The organism is Burkholderia sp. YIM B11467, from assembly GCF_052952715.1.
On sequence record NZ_JBQVSQ010000003.1, the window covers coordinates 66,947 to 84,868 of the forward strand.

A 17,922-nucleotide genomic window follows, 5' to 3' on the forward strand; every position below is an offset into this window, starting at 1 on the left:
TATATCGAGGCGATCGGGGCTCTTCGTAGAGCCTGACGGGAGATTCTTCCGAGGCGCACGATGCCGACCTCCCCGCCCGATTCCGAGAAGCGGTCGAACCGCCCGCCCGTCGCACGCGCCCGGCTCGCACGAGCGCGTGCGGTACCCACTCGCAGGTGTCGAACAAGAGGAACAACATGAAATTCCGCCATTCCCTGCTGTCGGTGTCGATTGCATCCGCGCTTGCCCTCCTCTCGCAACAGGCCGCCTGGGCCGCCGACGCAACCGACGTGAAAGTCGGCTTCGCCGCGCCGCTCACGGGCGTGAACGCCGGCTACGGCAAGGATCTGCAGAACGGCGTGCAGCTCGCGCTCGACGATGCCGCCGCACAGAAGGTGCAGATCGCCGGCAAGCCCGTGCATTTCAATCTCGTCGTGCAGGACGACCAGGCCGACCCGCGCATCGGCGTGCAGGCCGCGCAGGCGCTCGTCGACCAGAACGTGTCGGTCGTGGTCGGCCACTTCAACTCGGGCACGACGATTCCGGCGTCGGTCGTCTACGACAAGGCCGGCATTCCGGTGATCGACCCGGCCGCGACCAACCCGACACTGACGTCGCGCGGGCTCGCGAACATGTTCATGGTGATCGCGACCGACGGGCAGAACGCCGGCAACGCGGGCAAGTACGCGGTCGACGTGACCAAGGCGAAGCGCATCGCGATCATCGACGACCGCACCGCGTTCGGCCAGGGCGAGGCAGACGAGTTCGAGAAGGCCGTGAAGGCCGCCGGCGGCACGATCATCGGCCGCGAGTTCACCAGCAACCAGGCGGTCGACTTCCGTGCGCAGATCACGAGCCTGAAGGGCAAGAACCCCGACCTGATCTTCTTCGGCGGCCTCGATTCGCTCGCCGCGAACTTCATCAAGCAGATGCGCCAGCTCGGACTGAACGCGCAGTTCGTCGGCGGCGGCGGCGTGAAGGACAACGAGTTCATCAAGATCGCGGGCCCGGCCGCCGAAGGCGCGATGGCGTGGGAATACGGCCAGCCGCTCGACGAGCTGCCGCAAGGCAAGGACTTCGAACAGCGCTTCAAGAAGCGCTTCGGCGTCGACGTGCTGTCGTACGCGCAGTTCGGCTATGACGCGGCCTGGGCGGCAATCAGGGCGATGCAGGCGGCCGGCTCGACCGACCCGAAGGTCTATCGCCCGGCGCTCAAGAAGATCGACTTCGAAGGGGTCACCGGCCGCATCTCGTTCGCGAACGACGGCTCGCTGAAGAGCGGGATGTCGACGCTGTACCAGGTGAAGAGCGGTGCGTGGAAGACGATCGTGACCAAGGGAGGCTGATCAGCCTATCGGTGGTGGTGGCGGCGGCCGGCGGCGGTAACGCCGCCCGGCCCTGCGGATCGATGAAGCTACATCGATCTTATATGACGACTGATATTCAGGCGATCGGGCGAAGCCAGCGGCAACGCAGGCCTCGCAGCCCGGCGCGTCAGCTGGCCTGCGTGTCGCGCTCGGCTTCGGCCGCCTCGTGCGCGCGGCGCAGCCGCTCGCGGCTGTTGGTGAGGTGTGTGCGCATGGCCGCGCGTGCGGCCTCCGGGTCGTGGCGCGCGATCGCCTCGTAGATATCCTCGTGCTCGTGGTTCAGCCGGCCGACATAACGCTCGAGATCGTCACCGGCGAAGCGCGCCGAATTCACGCGCGTACGCGGGATGATCGACGTGCCGAGCTGCGACATGATGTCGACGAAATAGCGGTTGCCGGTGGACTGCGCGATCTGCAGGTGGAACTGGAAGTCGAGCTGCGCCGTGTCGCGGCCGCCGCCCGCGCCCGTCGCGATCGCGTCGAGCGCGCGCCGCAGCGCGGCGAGGTCGGTATCGTTCGCGCGCTGCGCGGCGAGGCTCGCGCACTCGCTCTCGAGGCTGATGCGCAACTCCAGCACCGCGAGCACGTCGCGCAGCGTCGTGATCGTCGCGGGATCGATGCCGAGCGTCTGACGGCGCGACGGCTCCAGCACGAAGCTGCCGATGCCATGGCGCGTTTCGACGAGGCCGCTCGCCTGCATCCGCGAGATCGCCTCGCGCACGACCGTACGGCTCACGCCCTGCGCCGCCATGACTTCGGTTTCGGTCGGCAGCTTGTCGCCGGGACGCAGCGTGCCGTTTTCGATCTGCGCGGTCAGCGCGTCGACGACATCTTGTGCGAGGCTGCGTGCGCGACGGCGCGGCGCTGCGGGAAACGTAGGCACGGACATGAGGCCGGTTCCTTTTTGAATGATCGTAATATGTGGGCCGAGGGTTTACGCGGGGTTTGAGCGAAAGCCGATGATTCATTATACTGCGTCACAAGTCATCCGACGACTGATGATCGATGCACGGATCTCCTGTCGACTCAAGCCGGCATTTCAGCGCCTGCCCGGTCCCATGCCTTACGATCAGCCAGCGTTCGCGTTCCGCGCTCCGCTGGTTCGGTTGTCGCTTCCACCCCGTTCCGGGTTGCTGTCGACATGCAGGCCTTGCGCGCCGCGCACGTCGGTTGTCGAATGATCGCACCTCCCGCCGCGCGCGGCAAAGCTTTTGCCGCACGGCATTGCCCACCCTTTCGCCATCGCCGCCCATGAACGCCGTCACTGCCTCGCCTTCCCACGACACGCCGCGCATCGTCGACCTGCAAGCGATTCCGGTCGCCGGCCACGACAGCATGCTGCTCAACCTGAGCGGCGCGCACGGTCCGTTCTTCACCCGCAACCTCGTGATCCTGAAGGACAGCGCGGGCCGGACCGGCGTCGGCGAAGTGCCGGGCGGCGAAAGCATCCGCCGCACGCTCGACGATGCGCGCGGGCTCGTCGTCGGCCAGCCGGTCGGCAATTACCACGCGGTGCTCAACGACGTGCGGCGCACCTTCGCCGACCGCGACGCGAGCGGCCGCGGGCTGCAGACCTTCGACCTGCGCACGACGATCCACGCGGTCACCGCGCTCGAGGCCGCGCTGCTCGACCTGCTCGGCCAGCACCTCGGCGTGCCGGTTGCCGCGCTGCTCGGCGAGGGCCAGCAGCGCGAGCGCGTCGAGATGCTCGGTTACCTGTTCTACATCGGCGACCGCACGAAGACCGCCCTGTCCTATCGCGACGGCAGCGGCGCGACCGACGACTGGACGCGCGTGCGCGACGAACCGGCACTGACGCCCGAGGCGGTCGTGCGGCTCGCCGAGGCCGCGCATGCGCGCTACGGCTTCAACGACTTCAAGCTGAAAGGCGGTGTGTTCGAAGGCGCCGGCGAGATCGAGGCCGTGACGGCGCTCGCCGAGCGCTTCCCCGATGCGCGCGTGACGCTCGATCCGAACGGCGCGTGGTCGCTCGACGAGGCCGTGCGGCTGTGCCGCGACCAGCATCACGTGCTCGCCTATGCGGAAGATCCGTGCGGCGCGGAGAACGGTTACTCGGGCCGCGAGGTGATGGCCGAATTCCGCCGCGCGACGGGGCTGCCGACGGCGACCAACATGATTGCGACCGACTGGCGGCAGATGGGCCACGCGGTGCAGTTGCAGGCCGTCGACATCCCGCTCGCCGATCCGCACTTCTGGACGATGCAGGGCTCGGTGCGCGTCGCGCAGATGTGCCGCGACTGGGGTCTCACGTGGGGCTCGCATTCGAACAACCACTTCGATGTGTCGCTCGCGATGTTCACGCATGTCGCGGCCGCCGCGCCGGGCCAGGTTACCGCGATCGACACGCACTGGATCTGGCAGGACGGCGAACGGCTGACGCGCGAGCCGCTGAAGATCGAGAACGGGCTGGTGGAAGTGCCGAAGCGGCCGGGGCTCGGTATCGACATCGACATGGACGCCGTCGCGGTCGCGCACGAGTTGTACAAGCAGCACGGCCTCGGCGCCCGCGACGACGCGGCGGCCATGCAGTATCTGATTCCGGGGTGGACGTTCAACAACAAGCGCCCTTGCCTCGTGCGCTGAGTACGGGACAGGCCGGGCGGCAAGGTCGCCCGGTCACGTCTGGCTGGCCGCGCGTGGCGGGTCGGATCTAGCCGGCCAGACCTAGCTGGCCGCACCTACCCGGCCACGCCTAGCCGGCCGCACCTACCCGGCCAGACCTAGCCGGCCGCCCCAATCCCCCGCGCCATCCCCGACGCGGCGAACACGATGACGATCACGAGCACCGCCTGCCAATGGCCGATCCGCACATAGGTGCGCGCACGGCCGATATCGGGCATCTGCTGCTGCCGCGCGGCGACGCGCCACCGGATCAGCCCCAGCATCGGCACGACCTCGAGCAGCAGGATCAGCACGAGCGCGGTCATCTTCAGGTGAAAGAGCGGTTCGTGCAGGTAGTACGCGGTGCCTTTCTCGAAACCGCCGAACGCGCGCGTGAGGCCCGTCACGATCAGCACGAGCGCCGACAGCCCCCAGGCAGCGTCAGCCTTGAATACACCGGGCAGGTCGGCCGCCTGCGCCGACGCGATGAGCCGGCGCAATGCGCGGTTGCGCCCCACGATCGCGGCAAACGCGACGCCGAACGCACTCAGGTGAATGGCAGCCAGCAACCAACGGACGATCATCGTGCCTCCTTGTCGCCCGCACGCGGTGCGCGGGCCCTGTCAGACGATCTGCTTGAGCGCCGCGTCGAGCGCGAGCACCGCGACGCGGTCGCCCTCGGTCGCGAGCGGCGCGCGCATCACGATCTGCCGGTTATGGCCGACGGCCGCCGGCGAATCCCACAGCAGTTCCACCTTCGGCCGCTGGAACAGGCCGCCGCGGCGCGGCGGCACGGCAGCAGGCGGCACGTCCTGCGCAGCCTGCTCGCCCGTGGCGGGCGCCGCCCGGCCGGGCCAGCGCACCGACAGCTCGCGCGCGTCGTACTGGCCGACCTTGCGGCTTTCCATCCAGACGATCGCGGTGCGCGTCAGCACGTCCAGCGAAATCGCATAACGGCCGACCGCGAAGCGGCGTGCCGCCACATTGGTCCGCCACAGCGGCCGCGGACGGCAGATCCAGACGATCGCCGCGTAGAGCGCCGGCGCGGCGACAAGCCAGCCGTTGGTCGCCGTCACCGCATGCAGCGCGCCGCGCCAGCCGGCCGCCCACGCGAACATGCCGATCGACCAGACGGCGAACAGGAAACCGATCAGCGCAAAGACGCGCAGCGCCTGGCGCAGCCACTGCGGCAACGGATGGAACGGCCGCTCGGCGCGCGCGACGGCGCCCGGCAGCGCGAGCAGCAGGAAGATCAGCACGAGGTAGACGAACGCCCACGGCGACGACACCATCGCCGACAGCGACGAGCGATAGCCCATCTGGGACATCGAGAACAGCCAGCGCGCGAGCAGCACGAGACCGATCGCGCGCAACGCGAAGATCACACCGGCGCCGGGGGCCGGCGCTGCGCGCGTGGTTTTCGTTCTCGCCAAGACTGCTCTCCTCTGGATGATCGTGCGGGGCCGGATTTCACGGCACGGCCATTATAGGGACATTACCGTCTGGACAGACGGCAGGATGGCGTGCCGGGCCGCTTCGGAGGGTGTTCGCGGTGTCGGGCGCGGCGAGAATACAACAGATCCGCGCCGCAGATGTGACAACGCCCCGCCGGGAACCCGGACGGGGCGTCGATGAAGGCCGCGCGCCGCAGCGCGGCGGCGGCCCGCAATCAGTTTGCGTTGACTTCGCGGAGCACCGTGCGGCGCTTCTGGCGCAGCAGTTCTTCGTAGCCCTTCACGTAGTTCTGCGCCATCACCTTCGACGAGAAGCGGGATTCGAACGCGGCACGGACCTTCTCGCGCGGCAGCGTATCGAGGCGCTTGAGCGCCGCGACGGCCGACAGTTCGTCTTCGACGACGAAACCCGACACGCCGTTGTCGATCACTTCCGGCACCGAGCCGCGCTTGAACGCGATCACGGGCGTACCGCAGGCCATCGCCTCGATCATCACCAGGCCGAAAGGCTCCGGCCAGTCGATCGGGAACAGCAGCGCGTGCGCGTTGCCGAGGAATTCGGTCTTTTCGGACTCGCTGATTTCGCCGATGTACTCGACGTGCGGCAGCGCGAACAGCGGCTTGATCTTCTCTTCGTAGTACGCGCGGTCAGCCTTGTCGAGCTTCGCGGCGATCTTGATCGGCAGGCCGGCCTGCTCGGCGATGCGGATCGCCGTGTCGACGCGCTTCTCCGGCGAGATACGGCCGAGGAACGCGAGATAGCTCGGCTTCACGTTCGGGATCGGCGTCAGCAGGTTTTCCGGCAGGCCGTGGTAGACGGTCGACAGCCAGTTCGCCTGCTGCAGCGGGATGCGCTGGTTGTCGGAGATCGACACGACCGGCACGTCGCTGAACGCGTTGAAGATCGGCTGCAGTTCCGGCAGGTCGAGACGGCCGTGCATCGTCGTCAGATGCGGGACCGGCTGGCGCGAGAACAGCGAGAACGGGTAGTAGTCGATGTGGCAGTGCAAGACGTCGAACTCTTCCGCGCGGCGGCGCACCTGCTCGAGGAGCAGCATGTGCGGTGCCATCACGTCGCGGATCGTCGGGTCGAGGCGCAGCGCCTGCGGCCAGCAGGCTTCGAGCTTCGCGGAGGTTTGCGAATCGCCGCTCGCGAAGAGCGTGACGTCATGCCCCATCTCGACAAGTGCTTCGGTGAGGTAGGACACCACTCGCTCGGTACCACCGTACAGTTTCGGGGGCACCGCTTCGTGCAACGGAGCGATTTGGGCGATTCGCATGCGTAACTCCTAAAAAATCGGCTAAAAACCAGGTATGGGTCGGCAACCTGCCGGCGGTCCGGGCTGGAGGCATTTCGTCCGATGATCGGACGAATCGGCCTGCCGGGGGCGTCGAACCCACGCTGCTCAAGGAGCGTCGGCGACGCGACAGGCATAGAACGTTTGAAACGAAGACCCGTTGACAGGGGTTCGTAAAAAACCTGGAATCGAACCCGGAGCCGATTATCTAGGGTTAATCCCGATACGGCGCACAACATTTCAAACACTTTACTTTGTTACAAAGGTGCAACACTTTGCAACCCGCGGACTTGGGTGTCCGTTCTAGAGTGGAAGGCCCTTTTGGCGTCCCTTGTCACCCGTGGCTGCCGGCAGCGCGATTCCGGCACATGCGGCAGGACGGGATGCCGGATTTTATCTCAAAATCGATCGCGAGCCCCTGGCCAAGGCAAGATTCGCGCAGCGCGACGCACGGCCTTGTTTACAATGCCGGATTATTCAGTCCGGGCGAACGCCGGCAAGCGATCCCGCCGCCACGCTCAATCACCGAATCACCGCACGCATATTTTGGAATCTCTCACCCCTGCCCAGCGCAACGCCCACAACGCGAAGCTGTCGAGCTACGCGCACCGGCCGATCGCGTTTCTGTTCCGCTACATCCGCCTCCATCCTGTCGCACACCTCATCGTGCTCTGCAGCGTGCTGGCCGCCGTCGGCTGCGCGCTCGGCTCGCAATACGCGATCAAGCACCTGATCGACGTGCTGGCGACCGGGCGCCATCATCCGGGCCCGCTGTGGAGCGCGTTCGCGCTGCTCGTCGGGCTGATCGCGGCCGACAACCTGCTGTGGCGCGTCGGCGGCTGGGTCGCCGCGCACACGTTCGTCGCGGTCACCGGCGACCTGCGGCGCGACCTGTTCCAGTACCTGATCGGCCATTCGCCGACCTACTACTCGGAAAAGCAGCCCGGCACGCTCGCGAGCCGCATCACCGCCACGTCGAACGCGGTCTACACGTCCGAGAACACGATGGCCTGGAACGTGCTGCCGCCGTGCATCGCGGTGATGGGCGCGATCCTGATGATCATCGTCGTCAATCCGCTGATGGCCGCCGGCCTGCTCGGCTGCTCGGCCGTGCTCTCCGTCATCCTGTTCAAGCTCGCCGGGCGCGGCTCGGCTCGCCACCATGCGTTCGCGGCGAAGGCCGCGGCCGTCGACGGCGAGCTCGTCGACGTGATCGGCAACATGGGCCTCGTGCGTGCGTTCGGGATGACGCTGCGCGAACAGAAGCGCTTCGGCGCGACGATCAAGGCCGAGATGGACGCGCGCCAGCAGAGCCTGCTCTACCTCGAGAAGCTGCGCCTGCTGCACGCGGTCATCACCGCGATGCTGTCCGCCGGCCTGCTCGGCTGGGCACTGTGGCTGTGGGATCAAGGCCAGGCGACGTCGGGCGACATCGTGCTCGTCAGCTCGCTCGGCTTCACGATCCTGCACGGCACGCGCGATCTCGCGGTCGCGCTCGTCGATGTCACGCAGCACATCGCGCGCCTGTCCGAAGCCGTGAAGACGCTGCTCGAGCCGCACGGGATGCAGGACCACTCCGACGCGCAGCCGCTGTCGGCCAAGGGCGGCCGCGTCGATTTCGAGCGCGTGACGTTCGCGTATCCGCACCGCCGCGCGATCCTCGACCACTTCGACCTCCATATCGAACCGGGCCAGCGCGTCGGCCTGATCGGCAAGTCGGGCGCCGGCAAGTCGACCGTGCTCGCGCTGCTGCAGCGCTTCTACGACACGCAGGATGGCGTCGTGAAGGTCGACAGCCAGGACGTGAAGGCGATCACACAGGACAGCCTGCGCCACGCGATCGCGCTCGTGCCGCAGGACATCTCGCTGCTGCACCGGACGATCTACGACAACATCGCGTACGGCCGCCCCGACGCGACCCGCGACGAAGTGCTCGCCGCCGCGCGCGACGCGCGCTGCGCGGAGTTCATCGAGGCGATGCCGGAAGGTTATGACACGATCGTCGGCGACCGCGGCGTCAAGCTGTCGGGCGGCCAGCGCCAGCGCATCGCGATCGCGCGCGCGATCCTGAAGGATGCGCCGATCCTGCTGCTCGACGAAGCGACGTCGGCACTCGACAGCGCATCCGAGGAAGCGATCCAGAGCGCGCTCGACCGCCTGATGGTCGGCCGCACCGTGATCGCGATCGCGCACCGCCTGTCGACGCTGCGCAACTTCGACCGGATCATCGTGATGAACAACGGCAAGGTGATCGACGACGGCAGCCCCGACGTGCTGCGCAGCCGCCCCGGCCTGTATCGCGACCTGCTCGCGAAGCAGCACGGCCGCCATCACGCGGCACCCGACGGCAGCACGCCGACCGGCGAACGCGCGGCCTGACGCGTCCGCGCGCAGCCGACAAAAAAGCCGCAGTGCTTCATGCACTGCGGCTTTTTTATTGCGCCGGGAGCCGCCAGCAGGCTACACGTGCTGCAGATCGCGCAGGAAGTTGTCGCGCCACACCGACACGTTGTTCTCGCGAAGCTGCGCGATCATGTCCGCATAACGCGCGCGCCGCTCGGCGAGCGGCATCGTCAGCGCCTGCGACAGCGCATCGGCCATCCCGTCGATATCGATCGGATTGACGATCAGCGCGCCCGTCAGCTCCCGCGCAGCACCCGCGAAGCGCGACAGCACGAGCACGCCCGGATCGTCCGGATTCTGCGCGGACACGTACTCCTTCGCGACGAGGTTCATCCCGTCGCGCAGCGGCGTCACGAAGCCGACCCGTGCGAGCCGGTACAGCGCGGCCAGCACCTGGCGGTCGTACTGGCGGTGAATGTAGAGGATCGGCGCCCAGTCGAGTTCGGCGTAGCGTCCGTTGATGCGCCCCGACTCCGCTTCGAGCTGCAGGCGGATGTCCTGGTACGCGCGCAGGTCCGCGCGCGTCGACGGCGCGATCTGCAGGAACGACACGCGGTTGCGGATCGACGCCTGGTGCTCGAGCAGCTTCTCGAACGCGCGAAAGCGCTCGACGAGACCCTTCGAATAATCGAGCCGGTCGACGCTCATGATCAGTTGCCGCCCGCGCAGCGACGTCGCGAGCGTACGCACGGCCTTGCCCTGCTCGCCCGCCTGCGCGAGCGACGCGATCTCGTCCGGATACACGCCGATCGGATAGGCGGCCGCGCGCAGCGTCTGGCCGAACGCGCGCACGCGCACCGTGTGCCCGTCGCGCTCGACCTCGCCGCCCGCCTCGAATTCGACGTAATCGCAGAACGCGCGCAGGTCCGGCTCGGTCTGGAAGCCGAGCAGGTCGAACGCGCACAGCGACTCGACGAGCTCGCGGTGCGGCGGCACGTTGACGAGCACCTGCGCGGCCGGAAACGGGATATGCAGGAAGAAGCCGATGCGGTTCTTCACGCCGGCCTCGCGCAGCGCGCGTGCGAACGGGATCAGGTGATAGTCGTGCACCCAGATCACGTCGTCGTCCTGCAGCAGCGGCACGAGCTGCCGCGCCAGCCAGACGTTGACGCGGCGGTAGCCGTCGAATTCGTGGCGATCGTACTGGATCAGGTCCGCGCGGTAATGGAACGCGGGCCACAGCGTCGCGTTCGAGAAACCGCGGTAGTACTGGTCGTAATCGCGGCGCGACAGGCCGACGGTCGCGAACGTCACGGGCCCGCGCTCCTCGATGCGGATCTGCGGCGCGCCGGATGCGACCACCTCGCCGCTCCAGCCGAACCACATGCCGCCCGTCTCCTTCAGTGCGTCGTAGACGCCGATCGCGAGGCCGCCCGCCGCCGGTTCGCCTTCCGAAATCGGTGCGACGCGGTTTGAAACGATGATGAGCCGGCTCATGCGTCAGGCTGCCCCGTGCCGAGCCAGCGCGCGATCTGCTCGTGCAGCGCGTCGACCGACTCGAGCCGCGTGCGGGCGGACGTCTCGCCCGCGCCAACCTTGATCGACAGGCCGCCGCGCGCGTTGACCACCGCGAAGCCCTTCTCGTCGGTCAGGTCGTCGCCCGCGAACAGCGGCGTGCGGCCCGCGAACGGCGGTTCGTTGAGGAACGCAGCCAGCGCGCGCCCCTTGTCGACGCCCTTCGGCTTGATCTCGAACACCATCTTGCCGGGCTGCAGCACATACGCATCGGCATAGTCGGCGACGAGGCGCTCGGCCGCTTCGCGGGCGGCCGCCTCGCGCTCGGGCGCGTTGCGGTAGTGCAGCGCGACGGCCGCGCCCTTGATTTCGAGCAGCATGCCCGGATGACGGTCGACGACCCCCGCCAGCTCGCGCTCGATGCGCAGCAGACGTTCGTCGTTGAAGCCGATGCGCTGCGTGTCGCCGTTCGCATCGCGGCGCTCCGCGCCGTGCAGGCCGGCGATCGGCAGGTCGGGCATCTTCAGGAACGTGTCGAGGTTGTCGATGCCGCGCCCGGACACGATCGCGACCGCGCCGTGCGAGCGGCGCCGCAGCTCGTCGAGCAGCGTCAGCAGCGACGGCGGAACGTGAATGCTGTCGGGCGTCGGCGCCAGTTCGACGAGCGTGCCGTCGAAGTCGAAGAAGAACGCGGTATCGGTCAGGGACAGGGAAGCCGGAACGGATTGCATCGATTCGATAGTCTGAGGGTCGGCCGGTAAAGGCAGGGCCGCCGCTGCGCGAATGGAATTGTGCGCATCTTACCGTGCCTGCGCATCGAAATGGGCGAAACCGGTGCATCGCAAGCCTCGCGCCGCGAGCCGCGTCAACTGCGACATATTGCCCCGCTCGCCCGCGCCGTACGGGTTTCGAAAGGACGCGGGCGCGCGAATTGCGCTACAGTCGCAACCGCCTGCCGCGCGACGCATGGCGCCGTGCCGGCCGGTCCCCTTCCGTCCGATCGAGCCCCTGGATGTCGTCTGCCTGTCCCGCGCCGCACCGGCGCCTGTCCCGCTTCATCCGCACGGCGGCTGCCTTGGCCGCCGCCGTGACGCTCGCCGCGTGCACGCACGACGAGCCGCGCTGGAACCTGACCAACGTCACCGGCCACCTGCCCGACCTGTCGTTCACGCTGACCGGCGGCGACGGCCATCCGGTCGACGCTGATGCGTTCCACGGCCGCATCTCGCTCGTCTACTTCGGCTACACGCACTGCCCCGATGTCTGCCCCGAAACGATGGCGCGGCTGATGGAAGTGCTCGCGAAGCTCGGTCCGCAGGCGAACGACGTGCGCATCCTGTTCGTTTCGGTCGATCCCGCGCGCGACACGCCGCAGGCGATGCAGTCGTATGTCGCCGCGTTCGACGCCGCGCATGCGCGCGGCCTGACCGGCACCGACCGCCAGATCGAATCGCTCGCGAAACGCTATCGCGTCGCGTACCAGATGGAAAAACGCGATCCGTCCGGCGGCTATGAAGTCACGCACAGCTCGGCCGTCTACATCTTCGACGCGACCGGCCGTGCGCGCCTGCTTGCGACCGACCGCGACTCGCCCGACGCCATCGCCGCCGATGTGCGCCGGATCATCGACACCGCCTCCACGACCTGAATTCCGACATGAAGACGAAGACGACACTCAAGACGTTCGCCCTCCTCGCCGCGCTGTGCGCCGGCGCCCACGCCTATGCCGCCGGCGCGATCACCGCGCAGAACGCGTGGGTGCGCTGGCTGCCGAACAAGCTGCCCGCGGGCGGCTACGTGACGCTCGTGAACACCAGCGACAAGCCGGTCGATCTCGTCGACGTCGACAGCCCCGACTACGGGATGGCGATGCTGCACCAGACCGTCTCGAACGGCTCGACGCAGAAGATGGAAATGGTCGACAAGCTGACGATCCCCGCGCGCGGCAAGGTCGACATCGCACCGGGCGGCTATCACTTCATGCTCGAGGAGCCGAAGCACGCGATCAAGCCCGGCGATACCGTGCACCTGCGCCTGAAATTCTCCGACGGCGAAACCGTCGATGCACCGTTTGCCGTGAAATCGCCGGCCCAGGCAAAGTGATCCGCGCGCGATGAACCTCCTGTACTGGCTCGATCCGTGGGAACCGTCGCCGACCGTCGTCATCGCGGTGCTGACGGCCGCCGTGCTGTTCGCGCGAGGCGTGAAGAAGGCGAAGGTGTCGCCGCTGCGGCAGTTCTCGTTCTGGTTCGGGCTGACGGCGCTTTACATCGCGCTGCATACGCGGCTCGACTATTTCTTCGAGCACGAGTTCTTCCTGCACCGCGCGCAGCACCTCGTGCTGCACCACCTCGGGCCGTTCTTCATCGCGCTGTCCTATCCGGGCGCGGCGATTCGCGCAGGCATCCCGTTCAGTTGGCGGCAACGCTTCGTGCGTCCGGCGCTCGCGTGGGCGCCCGTGCGCGCGACGCTCAACGTGGTGTTCCATCCCGTCGTCGCGGTCGTGCTGTTCGTCGGGCTGATCTATTTCTGGCTGCTGTCGCCGATCCACTTCATCGCGATGCTCGACTGGCGTCTCTATCGCGTGATGAACTGGAGCATGGTGATCGACGGGCTGCTGTTCTGGTGGCTCGTCGTCGACCCGCGCCCGGCGCCGCCCGCGCGGCTGTCGCCGGGCCGCCGGATCCTGATCGTCGTCGCGGCGATCCCGCCGCAGATCGCGCTCGGCGCGCTGATCTTCTTCACGCCGCACGAGTTGTATCCGATCTACTCGATCTGCGGCCGCGCCTTCACGTGGCTGAGCCCGCTGCGCGACCAGCAGATCGGCGGCCTGCTGCTGTGGATTCCGGGATCGATGATGAGCGTGATCGGCGCGCTGATCGCGCTGCGGCACTGGCTGAGGTTGTCCGCACGCGGACGCCTGATCGACGAACGGGCCGTGCAGCGCGCGGACAAGCCGCCGGTGGCGCACGCCGCGCACTGACTGCGGCGCGGCGCGTGGACAATCACGCGCGCGCGCTGCTCATCCACACGTGCGGAATGCCGTCCTCGTCGTGGATGTCCGAACTCGGCGTGAAGCCGAATGCCCCGTAAAAACGCTGCAAGTGGGCCTGCGCATGCAGGCTCACGGGCGTATCCGGCCACTGCGCGCGGATATGCTCGAGCGCGCGCGACAGCAGCCCGTTGCCGAGACCCGCACCGCGAAACGCGGCGGTCGTCAGCACGCGGCCGATGCGCACGTCGGTGTGCTGCGCATCGGGCAACAGCACGCGCAGATAGCCGGCCAGGCGGCCCGCCGGATCGAACGCGGCCAGGTGCCACGCGGCCTGGTCCGCGTCGTCGATGTCGCGATACACGCAGTTCTGCTCGACGACGAACACGGCGCTGCGCGCTTCGAGGATCGAATAGATTTCGCGCGCCGTCAGCGCGTCGAAGGATTTCCAGCGCCAGTCGAGATCGTCGGCGCTCGGGGATGCGGCGGGTGCGGATGCGTTCATGTGCGGTCCTGATTCGGGCGCGCCGGCCGGCGCGCGGCAACCGTTGATTATGCCTCGAAGCACCCACAGCAGGCGACCGCCCGCCCGCGTGCAAAAAAAACCCCGCATTACGCGGGGCTGTCCGTCATGCCGGCATCTGGCCGAAGCGGCCGCTGTTGAAATCCTCGATCGCGGTACGGATCTCCGCTTGCGAGTTCATCACGAACGGCCCGTAACCGACAACAGGCTCGTCGATCGGCTCGCCGCTCAGGATCAGCAGCTTCGCGTCGCCGTTCGCTTCGATCTCGACGTCGCGGCCGTCGCGGGCCAGTTGCACGAACTGCGCTTCGCGGGCGACCGTCTCGCCGTTCACCTGCACGGTGCCGCTCAGCACGACCACCGCGAGCGTGCGCCCTTCCGCGACCGGGAACCGCGCATGGCCGCCTGCCACGAGCCGCACGTCCCACACGTCGATCGGCGTGTGCGTGCGGGCCGGGCCGCGCCGCCCGTCGAGTTCGCCCGCGATGATCCGCGCACGCCCCGCACCGTCCGGCAACTCGACCACGGGGATGTCCGCGTTCAGCAGCGTCTGGTAGCCGGGCGCACCCATCTTGTCCGCGGCGGGCAGGTTCACCCACAACTGCACCATTTCGAGCGGGCCGCCGCGCTTCGTGAACGCCTCCGAGTGGAATTCCTCATGCAGAATTCCGCTCGCGGCCGTCATCCACTGCACGTCGCCCGGGCCAATCGTGCCGCCCGCGCCGGTCGAGTCGCGGTGCGCGACCTCGCCGTCATAGACGATCGTCACCGTTTCGAACCCGCGGTGCGGATGCTGGCCGACACCGCGCGGTGCCGCAGCCGGCTCGAACGTCGCGGGGCCCGCGTAGTCGAGCAGCAGAAACGGGCTCAGGTGCGTGCCGTGAGACTGGTAGCTGAACATCGAACGCACCGGGAAACCGTCGCCGACCCAATGGCCGCGCGGCGCACTGTACACACCCTGGATCTTCTTCATTGCCCTCTCCAAATTGCGGCGAAACACGTGTTTCGCATCCTGAGTAGGAATATAGAGGTGGAACGATCGATCCGGTAGACTGCCAAAATCGCACTCAGCGTTCCATTTCATGAACGATAAAGAGCGGGATCTGAACGATCTCTACTACTTCGTGCAGGTCGTCGAACACGGCGGCTTCGCCCCGGCCGGGCGCGCGCTGGACATGCCGAAATCGAAGCTGAGCCGCCGCGTCGCGCTGCTCGAGGAACGGCTCGGGATGCGGCTGATCCAGCGCTCGACGCGCCGCTTCACGGTCACCGACGTCGGTCAGACCTATTACGCGCATTGCCGCGCGATGCTCGTCGAGGCCGATGCCGCCGACGAAGCGATCGCGCTGCTGCACGAGGAGCCGCGCGGCATCGTGCGCGTCAGTTGCCCGGTCGTGCTGCTCGATTCGCTGGTCGGCACGATGATCGCCGCGTTCATGGCCGCGTGCCCGCGCGTCGAGATTCATCTGGAAGCGACCAACCGGCGCGTCGACGTGGTCGGCGAAGGGATCGACGTCGCGATCCGCGTGCGCCCGCCGCCGCTCGAAGACAGCGATCTCGCGCTGCGCGTGCTGGCCGAGCGCGGCCAATGCCTCGTCGCGAGCCCCGCGCTGCTGCGCGAGCACGGCACGCCGGCCGTTCCCGCCGATCTCGCGCGCCTGCCGAGCCTCGATCACGGTGTGCCGCAGTCCACGCACGTGTGGCGGCTGCGCGGGCCCGACGGCGCTCACGCGGAAATCCATCACCAGCCGCGCTTCGTGACGGGCGGCATGCTTGCGCTGCGCGCGGCGGCGGTCGCGGGTGTCGGCGTCGTGCAGTTGCCGACGATGATGGTGCGCGACGAAGTCGCGCGCGGCGAACTGGCGACCGTGCTGCCGGACTGGGCGCCGCGCCGCGAGATCGTGCATGCGGTGTTCGCGTCGCGCCGAGGGCTGCTGCCCGCGGTGCGGGCGCTGCTCGATTTTCTTGCGGAGCGGTTTGCCGAACTTGAGCCCGATTGAGCGCGCCGCGCCACGCACAACCGGGCGCTGCAGACCGCGCGCGCGTGCCGTAGACTGCGGTACGCGCATCGCGCATTTTGCGTATCGCGCATGTTCACAACCCCTATCGCTTTCCCGCCATGTTCACGCTGTCCAACGACCCCAACGCCTCCAAGGCCGATCAATACGCAACGCTCGTCGAGCAGGCGCGCGCGCTCGTCGAATCCGAACGCGACCTGATCGCGAACGCGGCGAATTTCGCCGCGCTCGTCTACCACTCGCTCGACCGCCTCAACTGGGCCGGCTTTTACTTCTTCGACGGGTCGGAACTCGTGGTCGGGCCATTCCAGGGCAAGCCCGCATGCGTGCGGATCGCGCTCGGCAAGGGCGTGTGCGGCACGGCCGCGCAGACGCGCGAGACGCAGGTCGTGCGCGACGTGCATGACTTCCCCGGCCATATCGCATGCGACGCGGCATCGGAATCGGAAATCGTCGTGCCGCTGGTGGCCGCCGACGGTACGCTGATCGGCGTGTGGGACGTCGACAGCCCGGTCGCCGCGCGCTTCGACGACGAAGACCGCCAAGGGATGGAAGCGCTGTGCCGCGTGTTCGTCGAACACGCGTGGCAGAAGGCGCGCGGTTAAGCGGCCGTTACGCCGCGGTTGACCGCCCCGCGGCCGGTCGCCGCGATCGCGCGTGAAGCGCAACCGCGCGACCTCCAACGAAACGGGCCCCGCGACGGGGCCCGATCCATTGCGGCGCCGTGCGCGGCGCACTGCACGCGTCAGGCCGCGTGCGTGCCGGAAAGCGCCGCGAATGCCTGCGGCTTCGCGTCCTCGGTCAGCACCTCGAAGCCCTGCTCCGTCACCACGACCATGTGCTCCCATTGCGCGGACAGCGAATGGTCCTTCGTGACGACCGTCCAGCCGTCCGCCAGCACGCGCGTGTCGCGCTTGCCCGCGTTGAGCATCGGCTCGATCGTGAAGATCATCCCCGGCCGCAGCGGCACGCCGGTGCCCGGGCGCCCGTAGTGCAGCACCTGCGGCTCGTCGTGATAGACATCGCCGATGCCGTGCCCGCAGTACTCGCGAACCACGCTGAACCCTTCGCGGTGCGCGACCTGCTGGATCGCATAACCGACGTCGCCCAGCGTCGCGCCCGGACGAACCGCGCGGATGCCCGCGTGCATCGCCTCATAGGTCGCAGCGACGAGACGCCGCGCGAGCTCGCCCGGTTCGCCGACGAAATACATGCGGCTCGTGTCGCCGTACCAGCCGTCCTTGATCACCGCGATATCGAGGTTCACGATGTCGCCGTCGCGCATCGGCCGCGACGTCGGAATGCCGTGACAGACCACGTGGTTGACCGACGTGCACAGCGTCTTCGGATAGCCGTGGTAGCCGATGTTCGCCGGGATCGCGCCAAGCACGTCGACGATGTAGTCGCGGCAGCGCGCGTCCAGCTCGTCGGTGGTGACGCCCGGCTTCACATGCTCGGTGATCATCGTCAGCACCTGCGACGCGAGCTTCGCGGCTTCGCGCGACTTGGCGATTTCTGCGGCGCCGCGGATCGGGATTTCGCGCTTCGCCATCACGCCACCTGCTCGATGCCGTGCGCGACCGGCTCCACCGGCGCCACTTCACCGCCCCGTGCTTCGGCCTCGATCAACATCCGGCAGATCTCGCCATAGGACAGCGCCGGATTGAGTTCCGCCAGCATGCCGACACGCAGCCAGTGTTCGGCCTGCGCGTTGATCGAACGGCTCAGCGCCGTGCTCGTCGAGCGCAGCCGTTCATGCATGTGCTCGGAAATCTTGATGATGCCCATATATCCCCAATTAAACGAAACGT

At 67.8% G+C, this 17,922-nt stretch carries 18 protein-coding genes; 8 read left to right on the forward strand and 10 right to left on the reverse strand.

The genetic code is table 11. The annotated features are described in order from the left end of the window. The first annotated feature begins 176 nt into the window (after nt 1-176). Nucleotides 177-1,325 (forward strand): branched-chain amino acid ABC transporter substrate-binding protein, encoded by a 1,149-nt coding sequence (locus ACTRWB_RS12220; protein WP_446902076.1) that lies wholly within the window; start codon nt 177-179, stop codon nt 1,323-1,325. Between the two features lie 148 nt (nt 1,326-1,473). On the opposite strand, the gene ACTRWB_RS12225 is transcribed toward ACTRWB_RS12220, so the two are convergent. Then, the gene (locus ACTRWB_RS12225) at nt 1,474-2,235 is read right to left on the reverse strand and encodes a FadR/GntR family transcriptional regulator (protein ID WP_129514092.1); all 762 of its coding nucleotides are present in this window, start codon (nt 2,233-2,235) and stop codon (nt 1,474-1,476) included. Between the two features lie 362 nt (nt 2,236-2,597). On the opposite strand from ACTRWB_RS12225, the gene gudD reads away from it, so the two are divergent. Next, entirely contained in the window at nt 2,598-3,950 is a 1,353-nt protein-coding gene (gudD, locus tag ACTRWB_RS12230; RefSeq protein ID WP_446902077.1) for a glucarate dehydratase, read from the forward strand. A 137-nt stretch (nt 3,951-4,087) separates the two neighbouring features. On the opposite strand, the gene ACTRWB_RS12235 is transcribed toward gudD, so the two are convergent. From ACTRWB_RS12235 to ACTRWB_RS12245, 3 genes are all read right to left on the reverse strand, one after another. Beyond that, a complete protein-coding gene (locus ACTRWB_RS12235; RefSeq protein WP_446902078.1) occupies nt 4,088-4,552 on the reverse strand; it encodes a DUF2214 family protein in 465 nt (154 codons plus the stop codon). A 39-nt stretch (nt 4,553-4,591) separates the two neighbouring features. Beyond that, nucleotides 4,592-5,401: a hypothetical protein gene (locus tag ACTRWB_RS12240; protein WP_343495595.1), complete on the reverse strand. Its 810-nt coding sequence runs from the start codon at nt 5,399-5,401 to the stop codon at nt 4,592-4,594. Between the two features lie 236 nt (nt 5,402-5,637). Next, entirely contained in the window at nt 5,638-6,702 is a 1,065-nt protein-coding gene (locus ACTRWB_RS12245; protein WP_446902079.1) for a glycosyltransferase family 4 protein, read from the reverse strand. A gap of 564 nt (nt 6,703-7,266) precedes the next feature. Here ACTRWB_RS12245 and ACTRWB_RS12250 point away from each other — a divergent pair. Next, nucleotides 7,267-9,099 (forward strand): ABC transporter ATP-binding protein, encoded by a 1,833-nt coding sequence (locus ACTRWB_RS12250; RefSeq protein WP_446902080.1) that lies wholly within the window; start codon nt 7,267-7,269, stop codon nt 9,097-9,099. Nucleotides 9,100-9,180: 81 nt separating this feature from the next. On the opposite strand, the gene otsA is transcribed toward ACTRWB_RS12250, so the two are convergent. Together otsA and otsB are read right to left on the reverse strand one after the other, a co-directional pair. Then, on the reverse strand, nt 9,181-10,560 hold the full coding sequence (otsA, locus tag ACTRWB_RS12255; protein ID WP_419686735.1) for an alpha,alpha-trehalose-phosphate synthase (UDP-forming): 1,380 nt from the start codon (nt 10,558-10,560) through the stop codon (nt 9,181-9,183). Further along, nucleotides 10,557-11,309: a trehalose-phosphatase gene (gene otsB / locus ACTRWB_RS12260; protein ID WP_412022209.1), complete on the reverse strand. Its 753-nt coding sequence runs from the start codon at nt 11,307-11,309 to the stop codon at nt 10,557-10,559. The genes otsA and otsB overlap by 4 nt, the downstream gene beginning before the upstream one ends. A 281-nt stretch (nt 11,310-11,590) precedes the next feature. On the opposite strand from otsB, the gene ACTRWB_RS12265 reads away from it, so the two are divergent. From ACTRWB_RS12265 to ACTRWB_RS12275, 3 genes are read left to right on the forward strand one after another with little or no spacing between them, the layout of a single operon-like run. Next, complete coding sequence (locus ACTRWB_RS12265) at nt 11,591-12,226, forward strand: SCO family protein (protein WP_343495593.1); 636 nt, start codon at nt 11,591-11,593, stop codon at nt 12,224-12,226. An 8-nt stretch (nt 12,227-12,234) separates the two neighbouring features. Further along, nucleotides 12,235-12,681, forward strand: coding sequence for a copper chaperone PCu(A)C (locus tag ACTRWB_RS12270; protein WP_048249512.1), 447 nt, complete (start codon nt 12,235-12,237; stop codon nt 12,679-12,681). A gap of 10 nt (nt 12,682-12,691) precedes the next feature. Next, a complete protein-coding gene (locus ACTRWB_RS12275) occupies nt 12,692-13,561 on the forward strand; it encodes a cytochrome c oxidase assembly protein (RefSeq protein WP_419686728.1) in 870 nt (289 codons plus the stop codon). Between the two features lie 22 nt (nt 13,562-13,583). Here the strand turns inward: ACTRWB_RS12275 and ACTRWB_RS12280 are convergent, their stop codons facing one another. Together ACTRWB_RS12280 and ACTRWB_RS12285 are read right to left on the reverse strand one after the other, a co-directional pair. Then, nucleotides 13,584-14,075 (reverse strand): GNAT family N-acetyltransferase, encoded by a 492-nt coding sequence (locus tag ACTRWB_RS12280; protein ID WP_193097929.1) that lies wholly within the window; start codon nt 14,073-14,075, stop codon nt 13,584-13,586. Nucleotides 14,076-14,199: 124 nt separating this feature from the next. Further along, complete coding sequence (locus ACTRWB_RS12285) at nt 14,200-15,066, reverse strand: pirin family protein (RefSeq protein WP_446902081.1); 867 nt, start codon at nt 15,064-15,066, stop codon at nt 14,200-14,202. Between the two features lie 109 nt (nt 15,067-15,175). On the opposite strand from ACTRWB_RS12285, the gene ACTRWB_RS12290 reads away from it, so the two are divergent. Both ACTRWB_RS12290 and ACTRWB_RS12295 read left to right on the forward strand, forming a co-directional pair. Further along, entirely contained in the window at nt 15,176-16,093 is a 918-nt protein-coding gene (locus ACTRWB_RS12290; protein WP_129514082.1) for a LysR family transcriptional regulator, read from the forward strand. Between the two features lie 119 nt (nt 16,094-16,212). Continuing rightward, nucleotides 16,213-16,716, forward strand: a complete 504-nt coding sequence (locus ACTRWB_RS12295; protein ID WP_343495589.1) for a GAF domain-containing protein — start codon at nt 16,213-16,215, stop codon at nt 16,714-16,716. A 140-nt stretch (nt 16,717-16,856) separates the two neighbouring features. On the opposite strand, the gene map is transcribed toward ACTRWB_RS12295, so the two are convergent. Both map and ACTRWB_RS12305 read right to left on the reverse strand, forming a co-directional pair. Continuing rightward, the gene (gene map, locus ACTRWB_RS12300) at nt 16,857-17,663 is read right to left on the reverse strand and encodes a type I methionyl aminopeptidase (protein WP_129514080.1); all 807 of its coding nucleotides are present in this window, start codon (nt 17,661-17,663) and stop codon (nt 16,857-16,859) included. After that, entirely contained in the window at nt 17,663-17,899 is a 237-nt protein-coding gene (locus ACTRWB_RS12305) for a ParD-like family protein (protein WP_048249522.1), read from the reverse strand. Before ACTRWB_RS12305 ends, map begins: the two co-directional genes overlap by 1 nt. Nucleotides 17,900-17,922 lie beyond the last annotated feature (23 nt).